This window comes from Pedobacter sp. (assembly GCF_965227205.1).
Classification (GTDB): Bacteria; Bacteroidota; Bacteroidia; order Sphingobacteriales; family Sphingobacteriaceae; genus Pedobacter.
Genome location: NZ_OZ245727.1, coordinates 1,475,263 through 1,491,056 on the forward strand (window position 1 = coordinate 1,475,263; position 15,794 = coordinate 1,491,056).

General features: G+C 35.7%; 17 protein-coding genes. 10 read left to right on the forward strand and 7 right to left on the reverse strand.

Features of this window, described 5'->3' with window-relative positions:
- Window positions 1-102 precede the first annotated feature (102 nt).
- Window positions 103-792: a response regulator transcription factor gene (locus ACO05K_RS06295; RefSeq protein ID WP_421943603.1), complete on the forward strand. Its 690-nt coding sequence runs from the start codon at window positions 103-105 to the stop codon at window positions 790-792.
- A 159-nt stretch (window positions 793-951) separates the two neighbouring features.
- Here the strand turns inward: ACO05K_RS06295 and ACO05K_RS06300 are convergent, their stop codons facing one another.
- The gene (locus tag ACO05K_RS06300) at window positions 952-2,067 is read right to left on the reverse strand and encodes a trans-sulfuration enzyme family protein (protein WP_421943604.1); all 1,116 of its coding nucleotides are present in this window, start codon (window positions 2,065-2,067) and stop codon (window positions 952-954) included.
- A 122-nt stretch (window positions 2,068-2,189) separates the two neighbouring features.
- Here ACO05K_RS06300 and ACO05K_RS06305 point away from each other — a divergent pair, with 122 nt between their 5' ends.
- The 4 genes from ACO05K_RS06305 (at window position 2,190) to ACO05K_RS06320 (ending at window position 6,043) form a co-directional block, all read left to right on the forward strand.
- Complete coding sequence (locus ACO05K_RS06305; RefSeq protein WP_421943605.1) at window positions 2,190-2,684, forward strand: hypothetical protein; 495 nt, start codon at window positions 2,190-2,192, stop codon at window positions 2,682-2,684.
- A gap of 401 nt (window positions 2,685-3,085) precedes the next feature.
- Window positions 3,086-4,279, forward strand: coding sequence for an aminofutalosine synthase MqnE (gene mqnE, locus ACO05K_RS06310; RefSeq protein WP_421943606.1), 1,194 nt, complete (start codon window positions 3,086-3,088; stop codon window positions 4,277-4,279).
- 104 nt (window positions 4,280-4,383) lie between these two features.
- Window positions 4,384-5,007, forward strand: coding sequence for a histidine phosphatase family protein (locus ACO05K_RS06315; protein WP_421943607.1), 624 nt, complete (start codon window positions 4,384-4,386; stop codon window positions 5,005-5,007).
- Window positions 5,008-5,302: 295 nt separating this feature from the next.
- Window positions 5,303-6,043: a menaquinone biosynthetic enzyme MqnA/MqnD family protein gene (locus tag ACO05K_RS06320; RefSeq protein ID WP_421943608.1), complete on the forward strand. Its 741-nt coding sequence runs from the start codon at window positions 5,303-5,305 to the stop codon at window positions 6,041-6,043.
- A 137-nt stretch (window positions 6,044-6,180) separates the two neighbouring features.
- Here the strand turns inward: ACO05K_RS06320 and ACO05K_RS06325 are convergent, their stop codons facing one another.
- The 6 genes from ACO05K_RS06325 to ACO05K_RS06350 all read right to left on the reverse strand — a co-directional run bounded on the left by ACO05K_RS06325 (window position 6,181) and on the right by ACO05K_RS06350 (window position 12,269).
- Window positions 6,181-6,495, reverse strand: a complete 315-nt coding sequence (locus ACO05K_RS06325; protein ID WP_421943609.1) for an HPF/RaiA family ribosome-associated protein — start codon at window positions 6,493-6,495, stop codon at window positions 6,181-6,183.
- A gap of 72 nt (window positions 6,496-6,567) precedes the next feature.
- The gene (locus tag ACO05K_RS06330) at window positions 6,568-7,464 is read right to left on the reverse strand and encodes a helix-turn-helix domain-containing protein (protein WP_421943610.1); all 897 of its coding nucleotides are present in this window, start codon (window positions 7,462-7,464) and stop codon (window positions 6,568-6,570) included.
- Window positions 7,465-7,482: 18 nt separating this feature from the next.
- The gene (locus tag ACO05K_RS06335; protein WP_421943611.1) at window positions 7,483-8,487 is read right to left on the reverse strand and encodes an aldo/keto reductase; all 1,005 of its coding nucleotides are present in this window, start codon (window positions 8,485-8,487) and stop codon (window positions 7,483-7,485) included.
- A gap of 145 nt (window positions 8,488-8,632) precedes the next feature.
- Window positions 8,633-9,784, reverse strand: a complete 1,152-nt coding sequence (gene nhaA, locus ACO05K_RS06340; RefSeq protein ID WP_421943612.1) for a Na+/H+ antiporter NhaA — start codon at window positions 9,782-9,784, stop codon at window positions 8,633-8,635.
- 181 nt (window positions 9,785-9,965) lie between these two features.
- A complete protein-coding gene (locus ACO05K_RS06345; protein ID WP_421943613.1) occupies window positions 9,966-11,324 on the reverse strand; it encodes an alpha/beta fold hydrolase in 1,359 nt (452 codons plus the stop codon).
- A gap of 570 nt (window positions 11,325-11,894) precedes the next feature.
- On the reverse strand, window positions 11,895-12,269 hold the full coding sequence (locus ACO05K_RS06350; RefSeq protein WP_421943614.1) for a winged helix-turn-helix transcriptional regulator: 375 nt from the start codon (window positions 12,267-12,269) through the stop codon (window positions 11,895-11,897).
- A gap of 99 nt (window positions 12,270-12,368) precedes the next feature.
- Here ACO05K_RS06350 and ACO05K_RS06355 point away from each other — a divergent pair, with 99 nt between their 5' ends.
- The 5 genes from ACO05K_RS06355 to ACO05K_RS06375 all read left to right on the forward strand — a co-directional run bounded on the left by ACO05K_RS06355 (window position 12,369) and on the right by ACO05K_RS06375 (window position 15,791).
- The gene (locus tag ACO05K_RS06355; protein WP_421943615.1) at window positions 12,369-13,067 is read left to right on the forward strand and encodes an SDR family oxidoreductase; all 699 of its coding nucleotides are present in this window, start codon (window positions 12,369-12,371) and stop codon (window positions 13,065-13,067) included.
- A 188-nt stretch (window positions 13,068-13,255) separates the two neighbouring features.
- Window positions 13,256-14,074, forward strand: coding sequence for a 3-methyl-2-oxobutanoate hydroxymethyltransferase (gene panB / locus ACO05K_RS06360; RefSeq protein WP_421946282.1), 819 nt, complete (start codon window positions 13,256-13,258; stop codon window positions 14,072-14,074).
- A 46-nt stretch (window positions 14,075-14,120) separates the two neighbouring features.
- Window positions 14,121-14,501, forward strand: a complete 381-nt coding sequence (locus ACO05K_RS06365; protein ID WP_421943616.1) for a hypothetical protein — start codon at window positions 14,121-14,123, stop codon at window positions 14,499-14,501.
- Window position 14,502: 1 nt separating this feature from the next.
- Complete coding sequence (locus tag ACO05K_RS06370) at window positions 14,503-15,462, forward strand: bifunctional helix-turn-helix transcriptional regulator/GNAT family N-acetyltransferase (RefSeq protein ID WP_421943617.1); 960 nt, start codon at window positions 14,503-14,505, stop codon at window positions 15,460-15,462.
- Window positions 15,462-15,791: a cupin domain-containing protein gene (locus tag ACO05K_RS06375; protein ID WP_421943618.1), complete on the forward strand. Its 330-nt coding sequence runs from the start codon at window positions 15,462-15,464 to the stop codon at window positions 15,789-15,791. Before ACO05K_RS06370 ends, ACO05K_RS06375 begins: the two co-directional genes overlap by 1 nt.
- The last annotated feature ends 3 nt before the right edge of the window (window positions 15,792-15,794 follow it).

The window sequence follows — 15,794 nt, forward strand, 5'->3', positions numbered from 1 at the left end:
CAAACTCAATGTTAAACTAATTTAAGTTATTAACAATTTCTTAACTTAGGGTTAACTGAAAATTGCATCATAGACACTACTTTCGTAACAAATATTTAACTAATGAACAACGTAGGTCAGAAAATACTAATTGTTGATGATGAACCAGATATCCTGGAACTGATTGAATATAATCTTAAAAAAGAAGGTTACCAGGTTTTTACAGCATCTAATGGCCAGGAAGGAATTACTGTAGCCAAGAAGGTTCATCCAGATTTAATTATTTTGGATATAATGATGCCAAAGATGGATGGGATAGAAGCTTGTAGACTAATGCGGGCAATTCCTGAATTCAAAAATACATTCATGGTATTTCTTACTGCCAGAAGCGAAGAATACTCTGAAATTGCAGGTTTTAACGTTGGTGCTGATGACTATATTGCTAAACCAATTAAACCAAGAGCCTTGGTTAGCCGAATTAATGCAATTTTGAGAAGAAATTCTGGTACGGAAGAAGTCTCTGAGAACAAATTAGAAATTGGGGATTTAGTAATCGACCGCGAAGCTTATTTAGTTTTTCAGGATGGTAATAAGGTTGTATTAGCTAAAAAGGAATTTGAATTATTGTATCTTTTAGCTTCTAAGCCTGGTAAAGTTTACACTCGTGAATCTATTCTGAAAAATATTTGGGAAGATTCTGTTGTAGTTACCAATCGTACAATAGATGTGCACATTCGTAAACTTCGTGAAAAATTAGGCGAAACTTATGTGTCAACCGTTAAAGGTGTTGGTTATAAATTTGAGCTTTCTTAAGATAAACGTCAAAAAATAAAGAGGCTGTATTATAAATTAGATAGTCTTTTGAATCATGTCACGTTGAGCTTGTCGAAACGCCTCCTAGGATGTTTTAGAAAGTTCTTCGACAAGCTCAGAATGACAAACAATTTATGATGCAGCTTTTTTATGGATTAGCTAACTTAAAGCTTGTTCTAAATCTGCAATAATATCATCAACGTGTTCTAATCCTACCGAAATTCTAAGCAAATTTTTAGGTGTTTTACTATCTGGACCTTCAACTGAATAGCGATGCTCAATTAAGCTTTCTACACCACCAAGGCTTGTTGCCTGAGCAAATAACCTCACTTTATTTACAACTCTGTTTGTTTCATCGGCATCACCCTTTACTAAGAAAGACATCATTCCTCCAAAATCACTCATTTGCTTTATTGCAATTTCGTGTTGAGGATGAGTTGCCAAACCTGGGTAAAAAACGGCCTCAACTTTTGAATGATTTACCAGATACTGAGCAACCTTTTTCCCATTTTCACAATGGCCTTTCATACGGTAAGCTAAAGTTTTTATGCTTCTGCATAGTAAAAAGCAATCAAATGGAGATGGAACGGCACCACCAGTTTGCTGAATATTTTTAATTTTCTCCCAAAGTTCATCCTTTTTAGCTGTAACTAAGATGCCTCCTAAAACATCACTATGGCCGCCTAAGTATTTAGTACTGCTGTGCATTACAATATCAGCACCCAATAAAATTGGATTCTGTAAAATCGGCGACGCAAACGTACTATCGCACGCTAAAGTTATTTGATGAGCTTTTGCAATCTTAGAAATTTCTTCAATATCGGTAATCTTTAATAATGGGTTAGAAGGTGTTTCTATCCAAATCAGTTTTGTATTAGGTTTTATTGTAGCTTTTATCAGTTCTAAATCTGTCTGGTCGATAAAATCGAATTCTAAAATTTCATTAAAAATGGTAAGCAATTGCTTTTTTATTCCCCAATACATGTCATCAGGCGCAATAATATGGCTGCCGGGTTTAAAAGCCTGAAACAAACTTAACCCACAATTATTACCCGAAGCAAACGCTGCAGCGTCTTCTCCAAATTCCAGTTTTGCTACAGTGTTTTCTAAAGCAGACCTGTTTGGGTTACTCACGCGACTATACATATGCCCGCCCGGATAGCCACCATGCTCGTCTCTAAAAAAAGTGGTCGATAAATTTATTGGAGGCGTAACATCTCCGGTTGCGCTTTTGACAAGATTAGATGCGTGAATAGCAAGGGTTTCGGGTTTCATGATGATTTTTATTTGTAAGCAATTAATCGCAACGCAAGTTAATAATTTGAAGCAAAATTAACGTTCGTAATTGTTTTGGCAAGATTTATGTATTCAGTTTGGCAGAAATTAAATTAAACAAAATGAAAAGATTATTTATAGCTATCGCGATAGCATGTTCTACCTTAGTAATGTTACAAAGTTGTTCATCAACAAAAAATGCAACAACTGGTATTAATGGTGGCAGAGGCACAATAACAGGTACATGGGTATTAAACAATATTACTTTAGAAGGTTTACCGGATCAGGCTGTACAAGGTTTATTTGGAGAAAAATCTTATAAATGTTTCCAAGGTAGTACATGGAGATTAACAAATAGCGGTAATGGTTCTTATACTTTACCTACTTCTAGCGCTTGTGGTGCTGTTATGCAAACCATTTTTTGGTCGGCTACTCCATCTGAAGAAACATTCCAGTTTAAGAAAATTTACGAAGGTGATAAAGCTAAAAACGTTACAGAAGGTTACCGTTTAGTTCTGACTCAACTTTCTAAAGGAAGCATGGTAATGAAATCTCCAATCGAGTTTGGTGGTAAAACAGCGAATATCGTATTGACTTTTTCTCCTGCTGTAAACTAATATCTACCTACGAAAAACATAATTATAAAGCACTTCTGAAAAGAGGTGCTTTTTTTGTTATGGAGTTTTTCGCCACAGATTTACAGATTATTATTAAAAGATTCTTTGCCACGGAAGAACGGATTTACACGGAATTTAAATTAAACTAAATTTTCCGTGCCTTCTGTGTTTCCGTGGCAACTTTTATATTAAGTTTCAATGTTTAAATCAAAAATCTGTTAATCTGTGGCTAACTAATTTAAGTGAAACTAAATTTTTCTTGGCTACTTTTATTTTAAGCATTTCGACACTTAGGAATAAAATCCAAAAATCTATTAATCTGTGGCCAACCCGCCGTTTGTTACAAGAAAATGATGTTCAAATCACCTCAATATTGTATTTTTGTTCAAAATAAATCAGGAATGAATACAACTGAGCAAGTTGAAAAAATATTAGCTGATACATCATTATCAACTGAATTACAAAACATAGCATACAAAGTACTCCATAAACAACGTATCACTTTTGATGAAGGTGTTTATTTATACGAACACGCAGAATTAGGTTATTTAGGCGTTTTGGCTAACTTCATAAGGGAAGCTAAACATGGAGATAAAACATATTTTAACAGAAATTTTCATTTAGAGCCTACAAACCTTTGTGTTTACGATTGTAAATTTTGCTCTTACTCCCGCTTAATTAAACAAAAAGAAGAAGGCTGGGCATTAACAATGGAGCAAATGTTAGACATTGTTAAGAAATATGATAATGAGCCTGTAACCGAAGTTCATATTGTTGGAGGTGTATTACCACAATACGATATGGCTTTTTACGCTGCATTATTTTCTGCAATTCGTGCCCATCGTCCTGATTTACATGTTAAAGCATTAACACCAGTTGAATACCATTATATTTTCAAAAAAGCGAAGGTAGACTACGCTACCGGAATGAAATTAATGAAAGATTCCGGTTTACAATCAATGCCGGGTGGTGGTGCAGAAATTTTTCATCCGGAAATAAGAGAACAAATTGCCAAAGATAAATGTACAGGCGAACAATGGTTGGCAATACACGAGGAATGGCATAAACTAGGTATGAGAAGTAATGCTACGATGCTTTATGGTCATATCGAAAAATACGAGCACAGAGTCGATCACATGGAAAAACTACGTGATTTGCAAGATAAAACAGGAGGCTTTCAAACCTTTATTCCTTTAAAGTTCAGGAACCAGCATAACCAAATGAGCAATGTTGCTGAGGTTTCTGTAATTGAAGATTTAAGAAACTATGCTATTGCCCGTATCTACATGGATAACTTCGACCATATTAAAGCTTATTGGGCAATGATTAGTCGTGAGACCGCTCAGTTATCTTTAAACTATGGTGTTGACGATATTGATGGAACTTTAGACGATACAACAAAAATTTATTCTATGGCTGGTGCTGAAGAGCAAACGCCTGCAATGAGTACCAAAGAATTGGTAAACCTGATAAAACAAGTTGGCAGACAAGCAATAGAACGCGATACTCTATATAACGTGGTAACTGATTTTGAAAACGTTGTTTTTGAGGAAGAGAAGAAACCGCAATATTATAAATTACCTGTAGTTAATTAATTTTGAATGAATGATAGATTGAGTGAATTCTTACAAAACGCTTATATCATTCAATCATTCATTAATTCTCTAATCCAAAACTCAATCATCCAATAATTTAAGAAATGAAGCACATTTATATCATCCGCCATGGCGAAACAGAACTTAACAGACAAGGAATAGTACAAGGTAGAGGTATAAATTCTGATTTAAATGATACGGGTAGGGCACAAGCTGAAGCCTTTTATCAAAAATATAAGGATGTTCCATTTGATAAAATTTATACTTCTGATTTAAAACGCACCTGGCAAACGGTTCAAAAATTTATTGATTCTGAACTTCCTTGGGAAAAACTTTCGGGTTTAGATGAGTTAGCCTGGGGTGTTTGGGAAGGTAAAGCAAATACAGAAGATTCTAGAGATGCTTTCCGTGAAATGTTACAGGCATGGGAGCATGGCGATTATACAGCTCATTTTGAAGGTGGAGAGAGTGTGCAAGATGTTTATGAACGTTTAAAACATCCAATGGAGGTTTTATCAACAAGACCTGAGGAAGAAAATGTTTTACTATGTATGCATGGAAGAGCGATGCGGGTTTTTCTTTGCTTATTATTAGATAAACCATTAAGCGAAATGACAGAATTTCCTCATCAGAATACAGTTTTGTATAAAATGGGTTTTGAGGATGGAAAGTTTACAGTTTTAGAATTTAATAACGCCATTCATTTGGATGGACTGGTGATTGGGTAGCAACTAGGCTTCGGTTCGTGTCTTCACGAAACGAAAGAGATATGGTTTGTGAGGACACAAACCATGGCAAAACATTACGTCATTCTGAACCAGTTTCAGAATCTTAAAGAGAGGTGCTGAAATAAATTCAGCATAACGAAACTTATTAATAACAACGCTATGAATTATGGTTTATGAAGACATAAACCATCGCAATTAAAAAATTCGTCATTGCGAGGAACGAAGCAATCTTAAAGCGATTATGACTTTCGTAGAGATTGCTTCGTTCCTCGCAATGACGGTAATAATAAGAACATTGAATAAAATAAAAATATCGGCTGTTGCTTACACCAACACCAAAGCATTTATATACGGAATAGAACATTCTGATATTATTAATAAAATAGATTTAAGTTTAGATATCCCTTCTGAATGTGCAGCGAAAGTAATTAGCGGACAGGTGGATATAGGTTTAATGCCTGTAGCTGCAATTCCGATGGTGCCAAATGCAAATATCGTTGCTGATTATTGCATAGGCAGCGATGGCGCTGTTAATTCGGTATTTATTTTCAGTAGCGTACCAATTAACGAAATTAAAACCTTAAGATTGGATGCCCACTCCAAAACTTCAAATAATCTTGCTAAAGTGCTACTTAAGTTTTGTTGGAAACAAGATGTTGAATTTACGACGGATATTAACCAGGAAACTGATGCCATCGTCTTAATCGGAGATAGAACATTTGGCAAGAAAGATGATTACGCATTTGCTTACGACATGGGAGCGGAGTGGAAAAACTTTACAGGTTTACCGTTTATGTACGCAGCATGGGTAGCTAATAAAGAAATTCCGCAAGCGTTTAAAGATGAATTTAATGCGGCTTTAAAGCTTGGATTATCACATCGAAACAAAGTTTTAAGAGAATTACCTCAAATCAATAATTTCGATTTGGAAGATTATTTGTACAATAAACTTCAGTTTGATGTTACTGAGGATAGAAAAAAGGCTATGAAATTATTTCTTGGGTATATTGAGGAATTGGAAAAAGAGAGTGTATAAAAAAGAGGCTGTATCATAGATTCTGATTGTTATCCTGAGCTTGTCGAAGGACTTTAAGTTAATTTCAATAGGCGTTTCGACAAGCTCAACGTGACAACATCTTAAGAAGACTTATTTATGATACAACCTCTTTCTTTTTAATGAGTCTTTAGCTTACCTGCTATTGTTTCTAATTTGCTTTTCAATTTATTTAAAGCACCACTAATGGCTAAATCATAATTATTGCCAAGGTTTGTTACGGCAATGGGTTCTTTGCCCGAAATTCTGGCTTCCAATAAACAACGTTTATCTTCCAGGCCATCTTTGCTTCCATTTTCGTCAGAAAGATGAACTTCCAATCTGGTTATTAAATCACTAAAACGACTCAAAGATTCGGTTATCTGTGCTTGTATTTTGTCTTCGTACTCCTGGTGTATCGTTAAGTTCTTGTCTGTATTCAGTTGAATAGTCATAATATAAAATTTAAGGTTAAATAATATTATTACAACAGATGAAAACCTTAAACGTTTTGAAATTGATTGTTTTTAATTGAACGATTGTCTAAACTCACCTGGTGACATTTCCGTTTTCTTTTTAAAGAGTGTACTAAAAGATTGCGCATGCTCAAAACCTAAATCGTAAGCAATTTCACTAACCGATAAATTTGTAGTTGATAGTTTCTCTTTTGCCTTTTCTATCAATTTTTCATGGATATGTTGCTGTGTGTTTTGGCCGGTGTGTACCCGAAGTAAATCACTCAGATAATTTGGCGATAAATTCATGTGTTCTGCAATCATTTTCACCGTCAGTAAACCTTGATTTGTCTTTTGGTTATTTGTGAAGTAGCCATCAACAAACTGTTCGAATTTTACCAATATTTGGTGGTTGTTATTTTTTCTGGTGATAAACTGTCGCTCGTAAAACCGGTTTGAATAGTTAAGCAGCAATTCTATTTGAGAAAGAATAATTTCCTGCGTATGGCGGTCGATATGCCTGCATTCGTTATTGATTTTATTTAAGATGTTGATGAGGTTATCTTCTTCATCTGCAGAAAGGTGAAGTGCTTCATTAACCGCATAGTCAAAAAAGCCATAGTTGCTTATTGCTGTAGCCAGTGGATGTTTGAGCAGAAAATCAGGGTGGAAAATTAGTAAAGAACCTTCGCCACATTCAATAGTTTGCAAATCTAAATATTGTACCTGATTAGGTGCTGTAAAACTCAATACGCCTTTGTCATAATCATAATGTTGCTGTCCGTAGCGTATCTTTCCGGTTGCTTCTCTTTTTAAAGCCACGCAATAAAATCGATTTACAAAACCTTTCCACACGTCGTCTTCAAGAAAAACACTTTCCCCTAAGTTTATAACACTTACTAAAGGGTGCAGTGGTTCTGGTAATGATAACAACCTGTGAAATTCTGAAACTGATTTTATTGCGTTCATCTTACTAATTTAAAAATTCTAATCAATTAAACCCATGCTAAACTCGTCATAAGGATTTCCTGTATCTGTACCTAAAGGAACAATATTATCGATTTTCGTTAACTCACTTTCAGTTAAATGAATGTTTACAGCATCAATATTTTGTTCAAGATATTTTCTTCTTTTGGTACCCGGGATTGGCAGAATACCTTTGCTTATAATCCATGCCAAAGCTAATTGAGAGGATGTAACATTCTTATCTGCCGCCAGTGATTCAATTGCTTTTACCAGTTCTATATTTTTATAAAAGTATTGTTCCTGAAAACGAGGTATTGCTCTACGGAAATCATCGGCAGGTAAATCGTCTATGCTTCTAATTTCACCAGATAAAAAACCTCTGCCAAGTGGTGAATAAGCTACAAAACCAATTCCAAGCTGGTTAAGCGTATCCAAAACGCCTCGTTCTTCTACTGTTCGCTCAAATAAAGAATACTCGCTTTGTACGGCGGTAATTGGGTGGATGGCATTTGCTCTTTTTACTGTTTCTGAAGAAACTTCCGATAATCCGATGTAACCAACTTTTCCTTCTTTAACTAAATCAGCCATCGCTTCAACTGTTTCTTCAATAGGTGTGTTTTTGTCTAACCTGTGCATGTAATACAAATCGATATAATCGGTATTCAGGTTTTTTAGCGAACGTTCTACTGACTTTTTCACATATTCCTTTTTACCGTTAATTGCCCAGGTTACATTATCACTATCATCAATTTCCCAACCAAACTTTGTAGCGATAATGTATTTATCTCTGTCGCCATTAATTGCCTTTGCAATTAGTTGCTCATTTTTAAAAGGGCCGTAAAGATCTGCTGTGTCTAAAAAATTACCTCCCAACTCTAATGAGCGATGTATGGTTGCAACTGCTTCTTTTTCATCGGCCTTGCCATACATATTTCCATCTTGAAAACCCGTCATTCCCATACAACCTAAGCCTATAGCAGGAACTTCTAAACCCTGACTTCCTAATTTTATTTTCTGTATTTCCATGATTTAATATTTATACCTCAAAGGTATTTTGATTGAATATTAGCGTTGTATGCAAAGCCCTGATTGTTGTAGGTAAATCAAGGATTTTAAATATTATTCAAAATAATAGGAGATTGAAATAAATTATGTTGAGCTACTTCAATATTTAAGATTTCAGGTTTTTTAAATACAAATAGCCAACAACACCTGATAGAATTGATGCAGTTAAAATGGCAAATTTTGCTTCAGCGATATGTATTGGGTTATTAAAAGATTGCAGTGCAATAAATATCGACATGGTAAAACCGATACCAGCTAGCATGGCTAAGCCGAAAATATGTTTCCAGTTTGTGCTTGTTGGTAAAGATGCCCATTTTAATTTTACAGCAATAAAGCTAAAGCAGGTTACGCCAATGGTTTTGCCAATGAACAAACCTATAATAATGCCTAATCCTAATGGAGAAACCAAAGCACCAAACATTTGCTTTTGAAAGGTTATGTTCGTGTTTGCCAATGCAAAAATTGGCATTATTAGATAATTCACTGGTATAGTTAATGCGTGTTCTAATCTTTCCAGAGGAGATTCTGTTAATGTTGCATTTGTTGGAATCGTAAATGCCAGCAATACTCCGGCAATTGTTGCATGAATACCAGAGTGGTGGACAAAATACCAAAGGAATATTCCTGGGATTAAGTAAAATACAAGATTTTTGACGCCAAAGTAGTTCATCAGGGAAAGTAATATCACAACTATGGCTGCCAATCCTAAATATTCGAAATGTATTTGATTGGTGTAAAAGATTGCGATAACGATTATAGCACCTAAATCATCTACAATGGCAAGTGCGGCTAAAAATATCTTTAAACTTGCCGGCACATTTTTTCCAAGCATCGCAATTATTGCCAAAGCAAATGCAATGTCGGTAGCCATCGGGATTCCCCAACCTTTTGCCGCTTCAGTTCCGCTGTTAAAAGCAAAGTAGATTATCGCTGGTACAAGCATCCCACCAAGTGCTGCAATTACTGGTAAAGCTGCATTTTTTATTGAGGATAGTTCTCCCTCTACTAATTCGCGTTTAATTTCCAGTCCGACCAATAAAAAGAAGATTGTCATCAAAGCATCGTTAATCCATGTAAGTATGCTGTAGTTCGCAATTTCAAATCCAACTTTCGTTGCCAGGAAGTTTTCAAAACCAGCTCTAGCAGATGAATTTGCAATAAGGAGAGATACACACACACAAATCAGCAGAATAATTCCGCCAGATTGTGATGACTTGAAAAACTGTTTAAATATATTCAGGTTGATGATTTTGGCCATTGTTGTAAAAATAACAAAATGGAATCATGTTCATTTACCTAATAGGATTTTAAATTTGACACCAGTAATTTATTGCAAACTAATTGCTCCAAATCCGAAATTACAATTTAGTACTATCACAGTACTCTATCTATACTTGATCCCTACTTGATCTATGCTTCATCTATGGAGGTGACAGCGATTATTGTGATGTTTGGTGAAAAAAATCTAAGACCTTCTTATTAAATTCTGAGATTTTTTCAACAGGCACATAATGTGTTGCATCTTTGAAAATGTAAAGTTCTGAATTGCTGATATTAGCTGAAATGTATTTGGTGTGTTTCTCCAAAATCATATCCTTGTCGCCTGCCATTACTAAAACAGGTAACTTAATTCTCTGTAAATCTTCAAGTGAGATATGAGGTTCAGTTAAAAGCATTTTAAATAGCTTAGTTTGATAAATTGATTTTTCATCTGTTTTGGATTTCAGCTTTTTAATCGCCAGCTCAACTTCCTTTATCGTTTTGATAGAAACAGCTTCATTTGGATTTGTACAGGCTCCGGTTACAGCCAGCCTATTTACATAATCAGGATATTTTGAAGCCATAATCAATCCGGTATTTCCACCATCGCTCCAACCTAAAATATTTGCTTTGATAATATGTAAAGAATCAAGAAGTGTTTTCATATCTTCAGCGTACAAATCATACGTGAGTGATTCAGAAACATTATCTGTACTTTTTCCTTGGCCACGTGTATCCACTGCAATTACCTTGTAGGTTTTAGAAAATTCTTTAATTTGTTTCTTAAAAGCATTTATAGATTGACTGTTACCATGCAATAACAACAGTGGTTCTCCTTCTCCATAGGTTTCATAATATAATTCGGCCTCTCTAACCTTCACTTTTCCAGAGGAAGCCATATTGTTGCCATAATTAATTGGCTTGTTTTTGCCAGGATTATAATCTGCCTTTATTTTTGCATGGCTAATATCTACGCCATCAACTAGTACGCGAACATCATCAATCCACATTTTGCCTGAACCACCTAAAAGCGGAAACAGGTTGAAAGTTGCAGCTTCTTTTTGAAGAGGCAGTTTGAGGCTATATTGCTGCCAATCTTTTGTACCGTAAATTCTTTTTGATAATAAATTAGCGACATGCAATTTATCATTATCCTCATCATCTATTCTAAAAGTGAAATTTACATAACCCTTAACATTTTGCAATTTCAGATAAAATTTTATTTCTACCTCTTTACCTTCAAATTTTGCTGGAATAATGAGATTAGACATGCCAGAAATTGCATCATCATCTTTTTCGATGTTCTCTATAAGAAGCGAATATTTTCCGGAATGTTTTTGATTAGAATCTATTGAAACCTTATATCCACTTTTCGTAATGCCAATTTGCCAATCGTCAGGAGATTTCCATACATAAAAACCTTTCTCGAAATCAAGGTTAAACTTATTTGTATCGTTATGCAATTCAGGTGAATAACTTTGACTGAAACCACAAAAAGGGCTACAAGCAAAAAGCATGGCAATAAGAAGATTTTTCATGAAGGATGATTGGTGTTAATTGAAGGTACTTATAAAATAAAAGACTCCTTTTTTATTAACACTCTTTAACAAAATCATCATTAGAATATGATCACCATTAGAGCAGTTTTCTCTCGATAAGAAGATTTCAATATTTTCTTTTTAATTGAGATTTTGCAATATCCTTAAAAAATTAGAACTCATCTTAAATAAAAAAAGCTCCACATTTCTGTGAAGCTTTTCGTGATCCCGCTGGGATAATGACTTATTAATCCAATTGGTACTAAATGAGTAAGTTATGAAAAATATATTGTCGTCACCTCAAAGAGGGCACCAAATTGGGCACCAGTTATTTTGATATGATTTGACTAGTTTGCAAGAACAATTCATTGTTGACTAAATATAGCGATATTTTTTTTAATAATATAACTAAGTATAATTAATTATTACATTCGTCTGTCTACTATTCTAATATGATTACCATAGTGACACTGTGCGGGCGGAAAAAGGAAAGCCGCTTGATTTCGATGTGGGTAAAAAGGTTAATTACCAAGATGTAATGAGGTAAGTAAAATGGTGCAGGGAGGCGGTTTATTCTTTACATGGTTCAACATGTGCTGGAAAAATTTTTTCTCGATGATCAATTCCCCAGTCTGCCAGAACATGGATCACAGGTTTTAAGGTCTGTCCGTATGAGGTAAGTTCATAAAACATGGATGAAGGTGGGTCAGACTTTGCCTTTTTTACAATAAGCTGGTCAATTTCCATTTCCTTTAATTGTCTGCTAAGCATTTTTCCTGAAATTCCCTTAAGGTCATTTAGGATTTCTGAATATCTTTTGGAATCCCGATATAAGGAAGCGATAATGTATACTTTCCATTTTCCACCTAACATATCCATTGAATCATGGATTCCCATGATAAACCTTTTACAGTCGTAGATTTCCTTTTCAATTTCTGTCATCATTTTTGGTTACCTTTTTGTCACCCAGAATTCTATCAGTTTGGTGACAAAAGTAAACAAAATGAGATAGTTTTACAGCTTTAACCTTAAACAGAATTTAAAATGAACATACTCATTACAGGAGGGAGCAGAGGGATTGGAAAAGGCATTGCGTTGGAACTCAACAGGGCTGGACATAACCTATTGTTGGTTGCAAAAACTTTTAATAACCTTGAAAATGCTAAAAATGAAATGCCAGATCAAAATTTACGTACCGAAATTTTTGAGTGTGATCTGAGCCAGGAAAGCGAAATCGACAAATTGTTGTCGTACTCTGAAAGTATTGACTTTAAGCCAGATGTCCTTGTTTTTGATGCCGGATCTGCACGTGTTGGTTCGTTAACTGAATCTTCTTTTGAAGACCTAAAGGCAGTGATGGATCTGAATGTATATCAAGTTTATCACGCCGTAAAACGTTATTATCCAATATTGAAACAGTCGAACAGGGCTAGGATTTATATCATAGGTTCAACAGCAAGTTATGAGGCCTACCCATCCTATCCATTATATGGCTTGTCAAAATGGAGTCTGCGTGGATATTCGTTAACATTAAGACAAGAGCTAATGAAGGATAATATTGGCGTCACGCTAATCCATCCCGGGGTAACGTTAACCGATCAATGGAACGGCATCAACCTACCAGAGAATAAATATATTGTTCCAGCCGATATCGGAAAGCTTGTTAGTGCCACATTAAATTTGAGCGAACATGCGCTGGTAGAGGAGTTGACCGTAAAACCGGTATCGGGCGATCTCCAATAAGCCGGATTAATTCACGAGCATTTAATCTGTAATTTTCTATTTAGATGGTTTAAAGAAGCATTCGCTTTGATCAACACCATGCCTAATAGCCGAATTGGCGCAGTTTTTTAACTAAAATTTGGCAGTTGATAAATAATTTATACATTTGCATAACTGATTATGTAATTGGTTATTTTAATTCACTCGGAATGTCGGTTCATACAGCAGATAAAACAAAGATTACCACGGTCCATCTAAAAAAGATGAAGGACAATGGAGAAAAGATATGTGTACTAACAGCTTACGACTATACTACAGCTAGGATAATCGATGGCGCGGGTATAGAGGTAGTGATAGTAGGAGATTCTGCCTCGAACACAATGATTGGCAATCCGACCACCTTGTCAATCACACTCGAACAGATGATACATTATGCAAAGGCTGTAGTGAACGGAACTAAAAGAGCTTTGGTTATCGCGGATATGCCATTTGGCACCGTTTGTGGAAATCCCCTGAAATCACTTGATGCTGCCATTCGTATGATGCAGGAAACAGGAGCTGATGCCATAAAAGTTGAGGGCGGAGCCGAGATTAGAGAAGACATAAAAAAGATAATTGACGCTGGCATACCAATAATGGCACATTTGGGCTTAATGCCGCAGTCTATTAATAAATACGGGACCTATGGGGTGAGGGGGAAAGACAAAGAAGAAGCCAAAAAGTTAATGGAGGATTGTCTTTTAATGGAAGAACTTGGTGTGTTTGGAATCCTGCTTGAGAAAATTCCCGCAAGTCTCGCTGCGCAGATTTCGGCAAAAATTAGTATTCCTACAATTGGTATCGGTGCGGGTTCGGCAACAGACGGACAAGTATTGGTTATACAGGATGTGATGGGGATGAACAAAGATTTTTCACCAAAATTTTTGAGGCGTTATGCAGATCTACATACCATAATGACTGGAGCCACACAAAGCTATATTTCGGATGTAAAGGCAGGAAGTTTCCCAAATGAAGACGAAAGTTATTGATATTACCCGTTGAAGAAAATGATATCGAACTTAAAATAATAAGCTAATGAAAACAAAAAGAGAAATAGCCGAGAAATACATAGCACTTCTTTCTACGGGTAAGGTTGAGGAGATCATAAGTCTTTTCACTTTTGATGCGATAGTGAGCTCACCGATCTATGGAGAGAAAAAAGCTAGCTTATTTTATAAAGAACTCATTGATGATACCACTAGCTCGGCATTGAAACTGAAAGGAATATTTGAAGATAGCAATTTGAATAGCATTGCCCTATATTTTGAATATACATGGACCTTAATATCCGGTAAAATTGTTGTGTTTGATGTTGTGGATGTCATTGTGTTTGACGATGAGCATAAGATTGTGTCATTGAAGATAATATACGATACGGTAGTTAGTAGGGATTTAGTTAATCAAATAAAGAAATAAAATGGAAATATTCGAAAAAACAGGCAAAATGGCTTTAGGTAGCAGACTGCGTTTGTTAACTGCAAAAGTAACCGAAGATGCTGCCAGGATTTACGAACTGTACAATGTAGAATTTGTTCCAAAGTGGTTTCCTGTATTCTTTGTCCTTTCCGAAGATGGGGAAAGGACGATCACCGAAATTGCTACCGAAATAGGTCACTCACAGCCGTCGGTTACAAAAATCATTAAGGAAATGGCAAAAGTGGGCTTGGTCAAGGACAATCTCAAAACAGCCGACAAACGCAGGAACGTAGTGGGACTGACTGAAAAAGGAAAAACCGTTGCCGAAAAAATGATCAAGGTCCAATGTGCTGATATAGATGCTGCCATTAACGGAATAATTGCAGAAGCCACACATAACCTTTGGGAAGCCATTGCGGAATGGGAGTTTTTATTGGAACAGAAATCAATCTTCAAACGGGTACAGGAGCAAAAGAAACTGCGTGAAAGTAAAGATGTACAGATTGTAAACTACCAACCGCAATACCAATCTGCTTTCCGCTCGCTTAACGAAGAATGGATTACCACCTATTTTGAAATGGAGGAAAACGATTATAAAGTACTGGATAATCCCCAGGAATACATATTGGATAAGGGCGGGAAAATATTTGTAGGCCTTCATGATAACCAACCAATAGGGGTTTGCGCCTTAATTAAATTAGAAAATTCCCAGTTCGATTTTGAAATGGCAAAAATGGCAGTATCACCCAAAGCGCAGGGTAAAAATGTCGGCTGGTTATTAGGTCAGGAAGTAATCAATGCCGCCAAAGAAATGGGCGCTTCGAAAATATATCTGGAAAGCAACATGATCCTGAAACCTGCTATCAAGTTATATGCTAAAATGGGATTTGAAAAAATAACAGGACATCCCACACCTTATAAACGAAGCAATATTCAAATGCAATTAATACTAAAACACTAATGGAGATGAAAAATGTAGTGAAAAAAGAAAATGGAGTTCCAAGACAATTTTTAGGGGTTGATTTTGTGGTGCTTTCCATAGGTAAAGATACAATGGTGGCAAAAATGCTGTATAAAGCAAGCGATTTTGTGCCCTTCCATCAGCATCCCAATGAGCAGAGTGCTTACGTCATCTCGGGAACTTATAAGCTAAAGTTTGGTGGGGAGGAATATCTATTGTCGGAGGGTGACACCTATTCAATTCCAGCCAATGTTGAACACTCTATTGAAATTATAACAGCAGGCGAAGTTATCGATGTTTTCAGCCCGATAAGACAGGACTATTTATAATAC

Excerpts from the sequence above, each read along its gene's own strand:
- ACO05K_RS06330 (WP_421943610.1), bottom strand. The coding sequence starts at position 7,464 with ATGAACGCAATAAAATCAGTTTCAGAATTTCACAGGTTGTTATCATTA.
- panB (WP_421946282.1), top strand. The coding sequence starts at position 13,256 with ATGTCGGTTCATACAGCAGATAAAACAAAGATTACCACGGTCCATCTA.
- ACO05K_RS06370 (WP_421943617.1), top strand. The coding sequence starts at position 14,503 with ATGGAAATATTCGAAAAAACAGGCAAAATGGCTTTAGGTAGCAGACTG.
- ACO05K_RS06295 (WP_421943603.1), top strand. The coding sequence starts at position 103 with ATGAACAACGTAGGTCAGAAAATACTAATTGTTGATGATGAACCAGAT.
- ACO05K_RS06315 (WP_421943607.1), top strand. The coding sequence starts at position 4,384 with ATGAAGCACATTTATATCATCCGCCATGGCGAAACAGAACTTAACAGA.
- ACO05K_RS06350 (WP_421943614.1), bottom strand. The coding sequence starts at position 12,269 with ATGATGACAGAAATTGAAAAGGAAATCTACGACTGTAAAAGGTTTATC.
- ACO05K_RS06375 (WP_421943618.1), top strand. The coding sequence starts at position 15,462 with ATGGAGATGAAAAATGTAGTGAAAAAAGAAAATGGAGTTCCAAGACAA.
- ACO05K_RS06300 (WP_421943604.1), bottom strand. The coding sequence starts at position 2,067 with ATGAAACCCGAAACCCTTGCTATTCACGCATCTAATCTTGTCAAAAGC.
- ACO05K_RS06355 (WP_421943615.1), top strand. The coding sequence starts at position 12,369 with ATGAACATACTCATTACAGGAGGGAGCAGAGGGATTGGAAAAGGCATT.
- ACO05K_RS06335 (WP_421943611.1), bottom strand. The coding sequence starts at position 8,487 with ATGGAAATACAGAAAATAAAATTAGGAAGTCAGGGTTTAGAAGTTCCT.
- ACO05K_RS06305 (WP_421943605.1), top strand. The coding sequence starts at position 2,190 with ATGAAAAGATTATTTATAGCTATCGCGATAGCATGTTCTACCTTAGTA.
- mqnE (WP_421943606.1), top strand. The coding sequence starts at position 3,086 with ATGAATACAACTGAGCAAGTTGAAAAAATATTAGCTGATACATCATTA.
- nhaA (WP_421943612.1), bottom strand. The coding sequence starts at position 9,784 with ATGGCCAAAATCATCAACCTGAATATATTTAAACAGTTTTTCAAGTCA.
- ACO05K_RS06325 (WP_421943609.1), bottom strand. The coding sequence starts at position 6,495 with ATGACTATTCAACTGAATACAGACAAGAACTTAACGATACACCAGGAG.
- ACO05K_RS06365 (WP_421943616.1), top strand. The coding sequence starts at position 14,121 with ATGAAAACAAAAAGAGAAATAGCCGAGAAATACATAGCACTTCTTTCT.
- ACO05K_RS06345 (WP_421943613.1), bottom strand. The coding sequence starts at position 11,324 with ATGAAAAATCTTCTTATTGCCATGCTTTTTGCTTGTAGCCCTTTTTGT.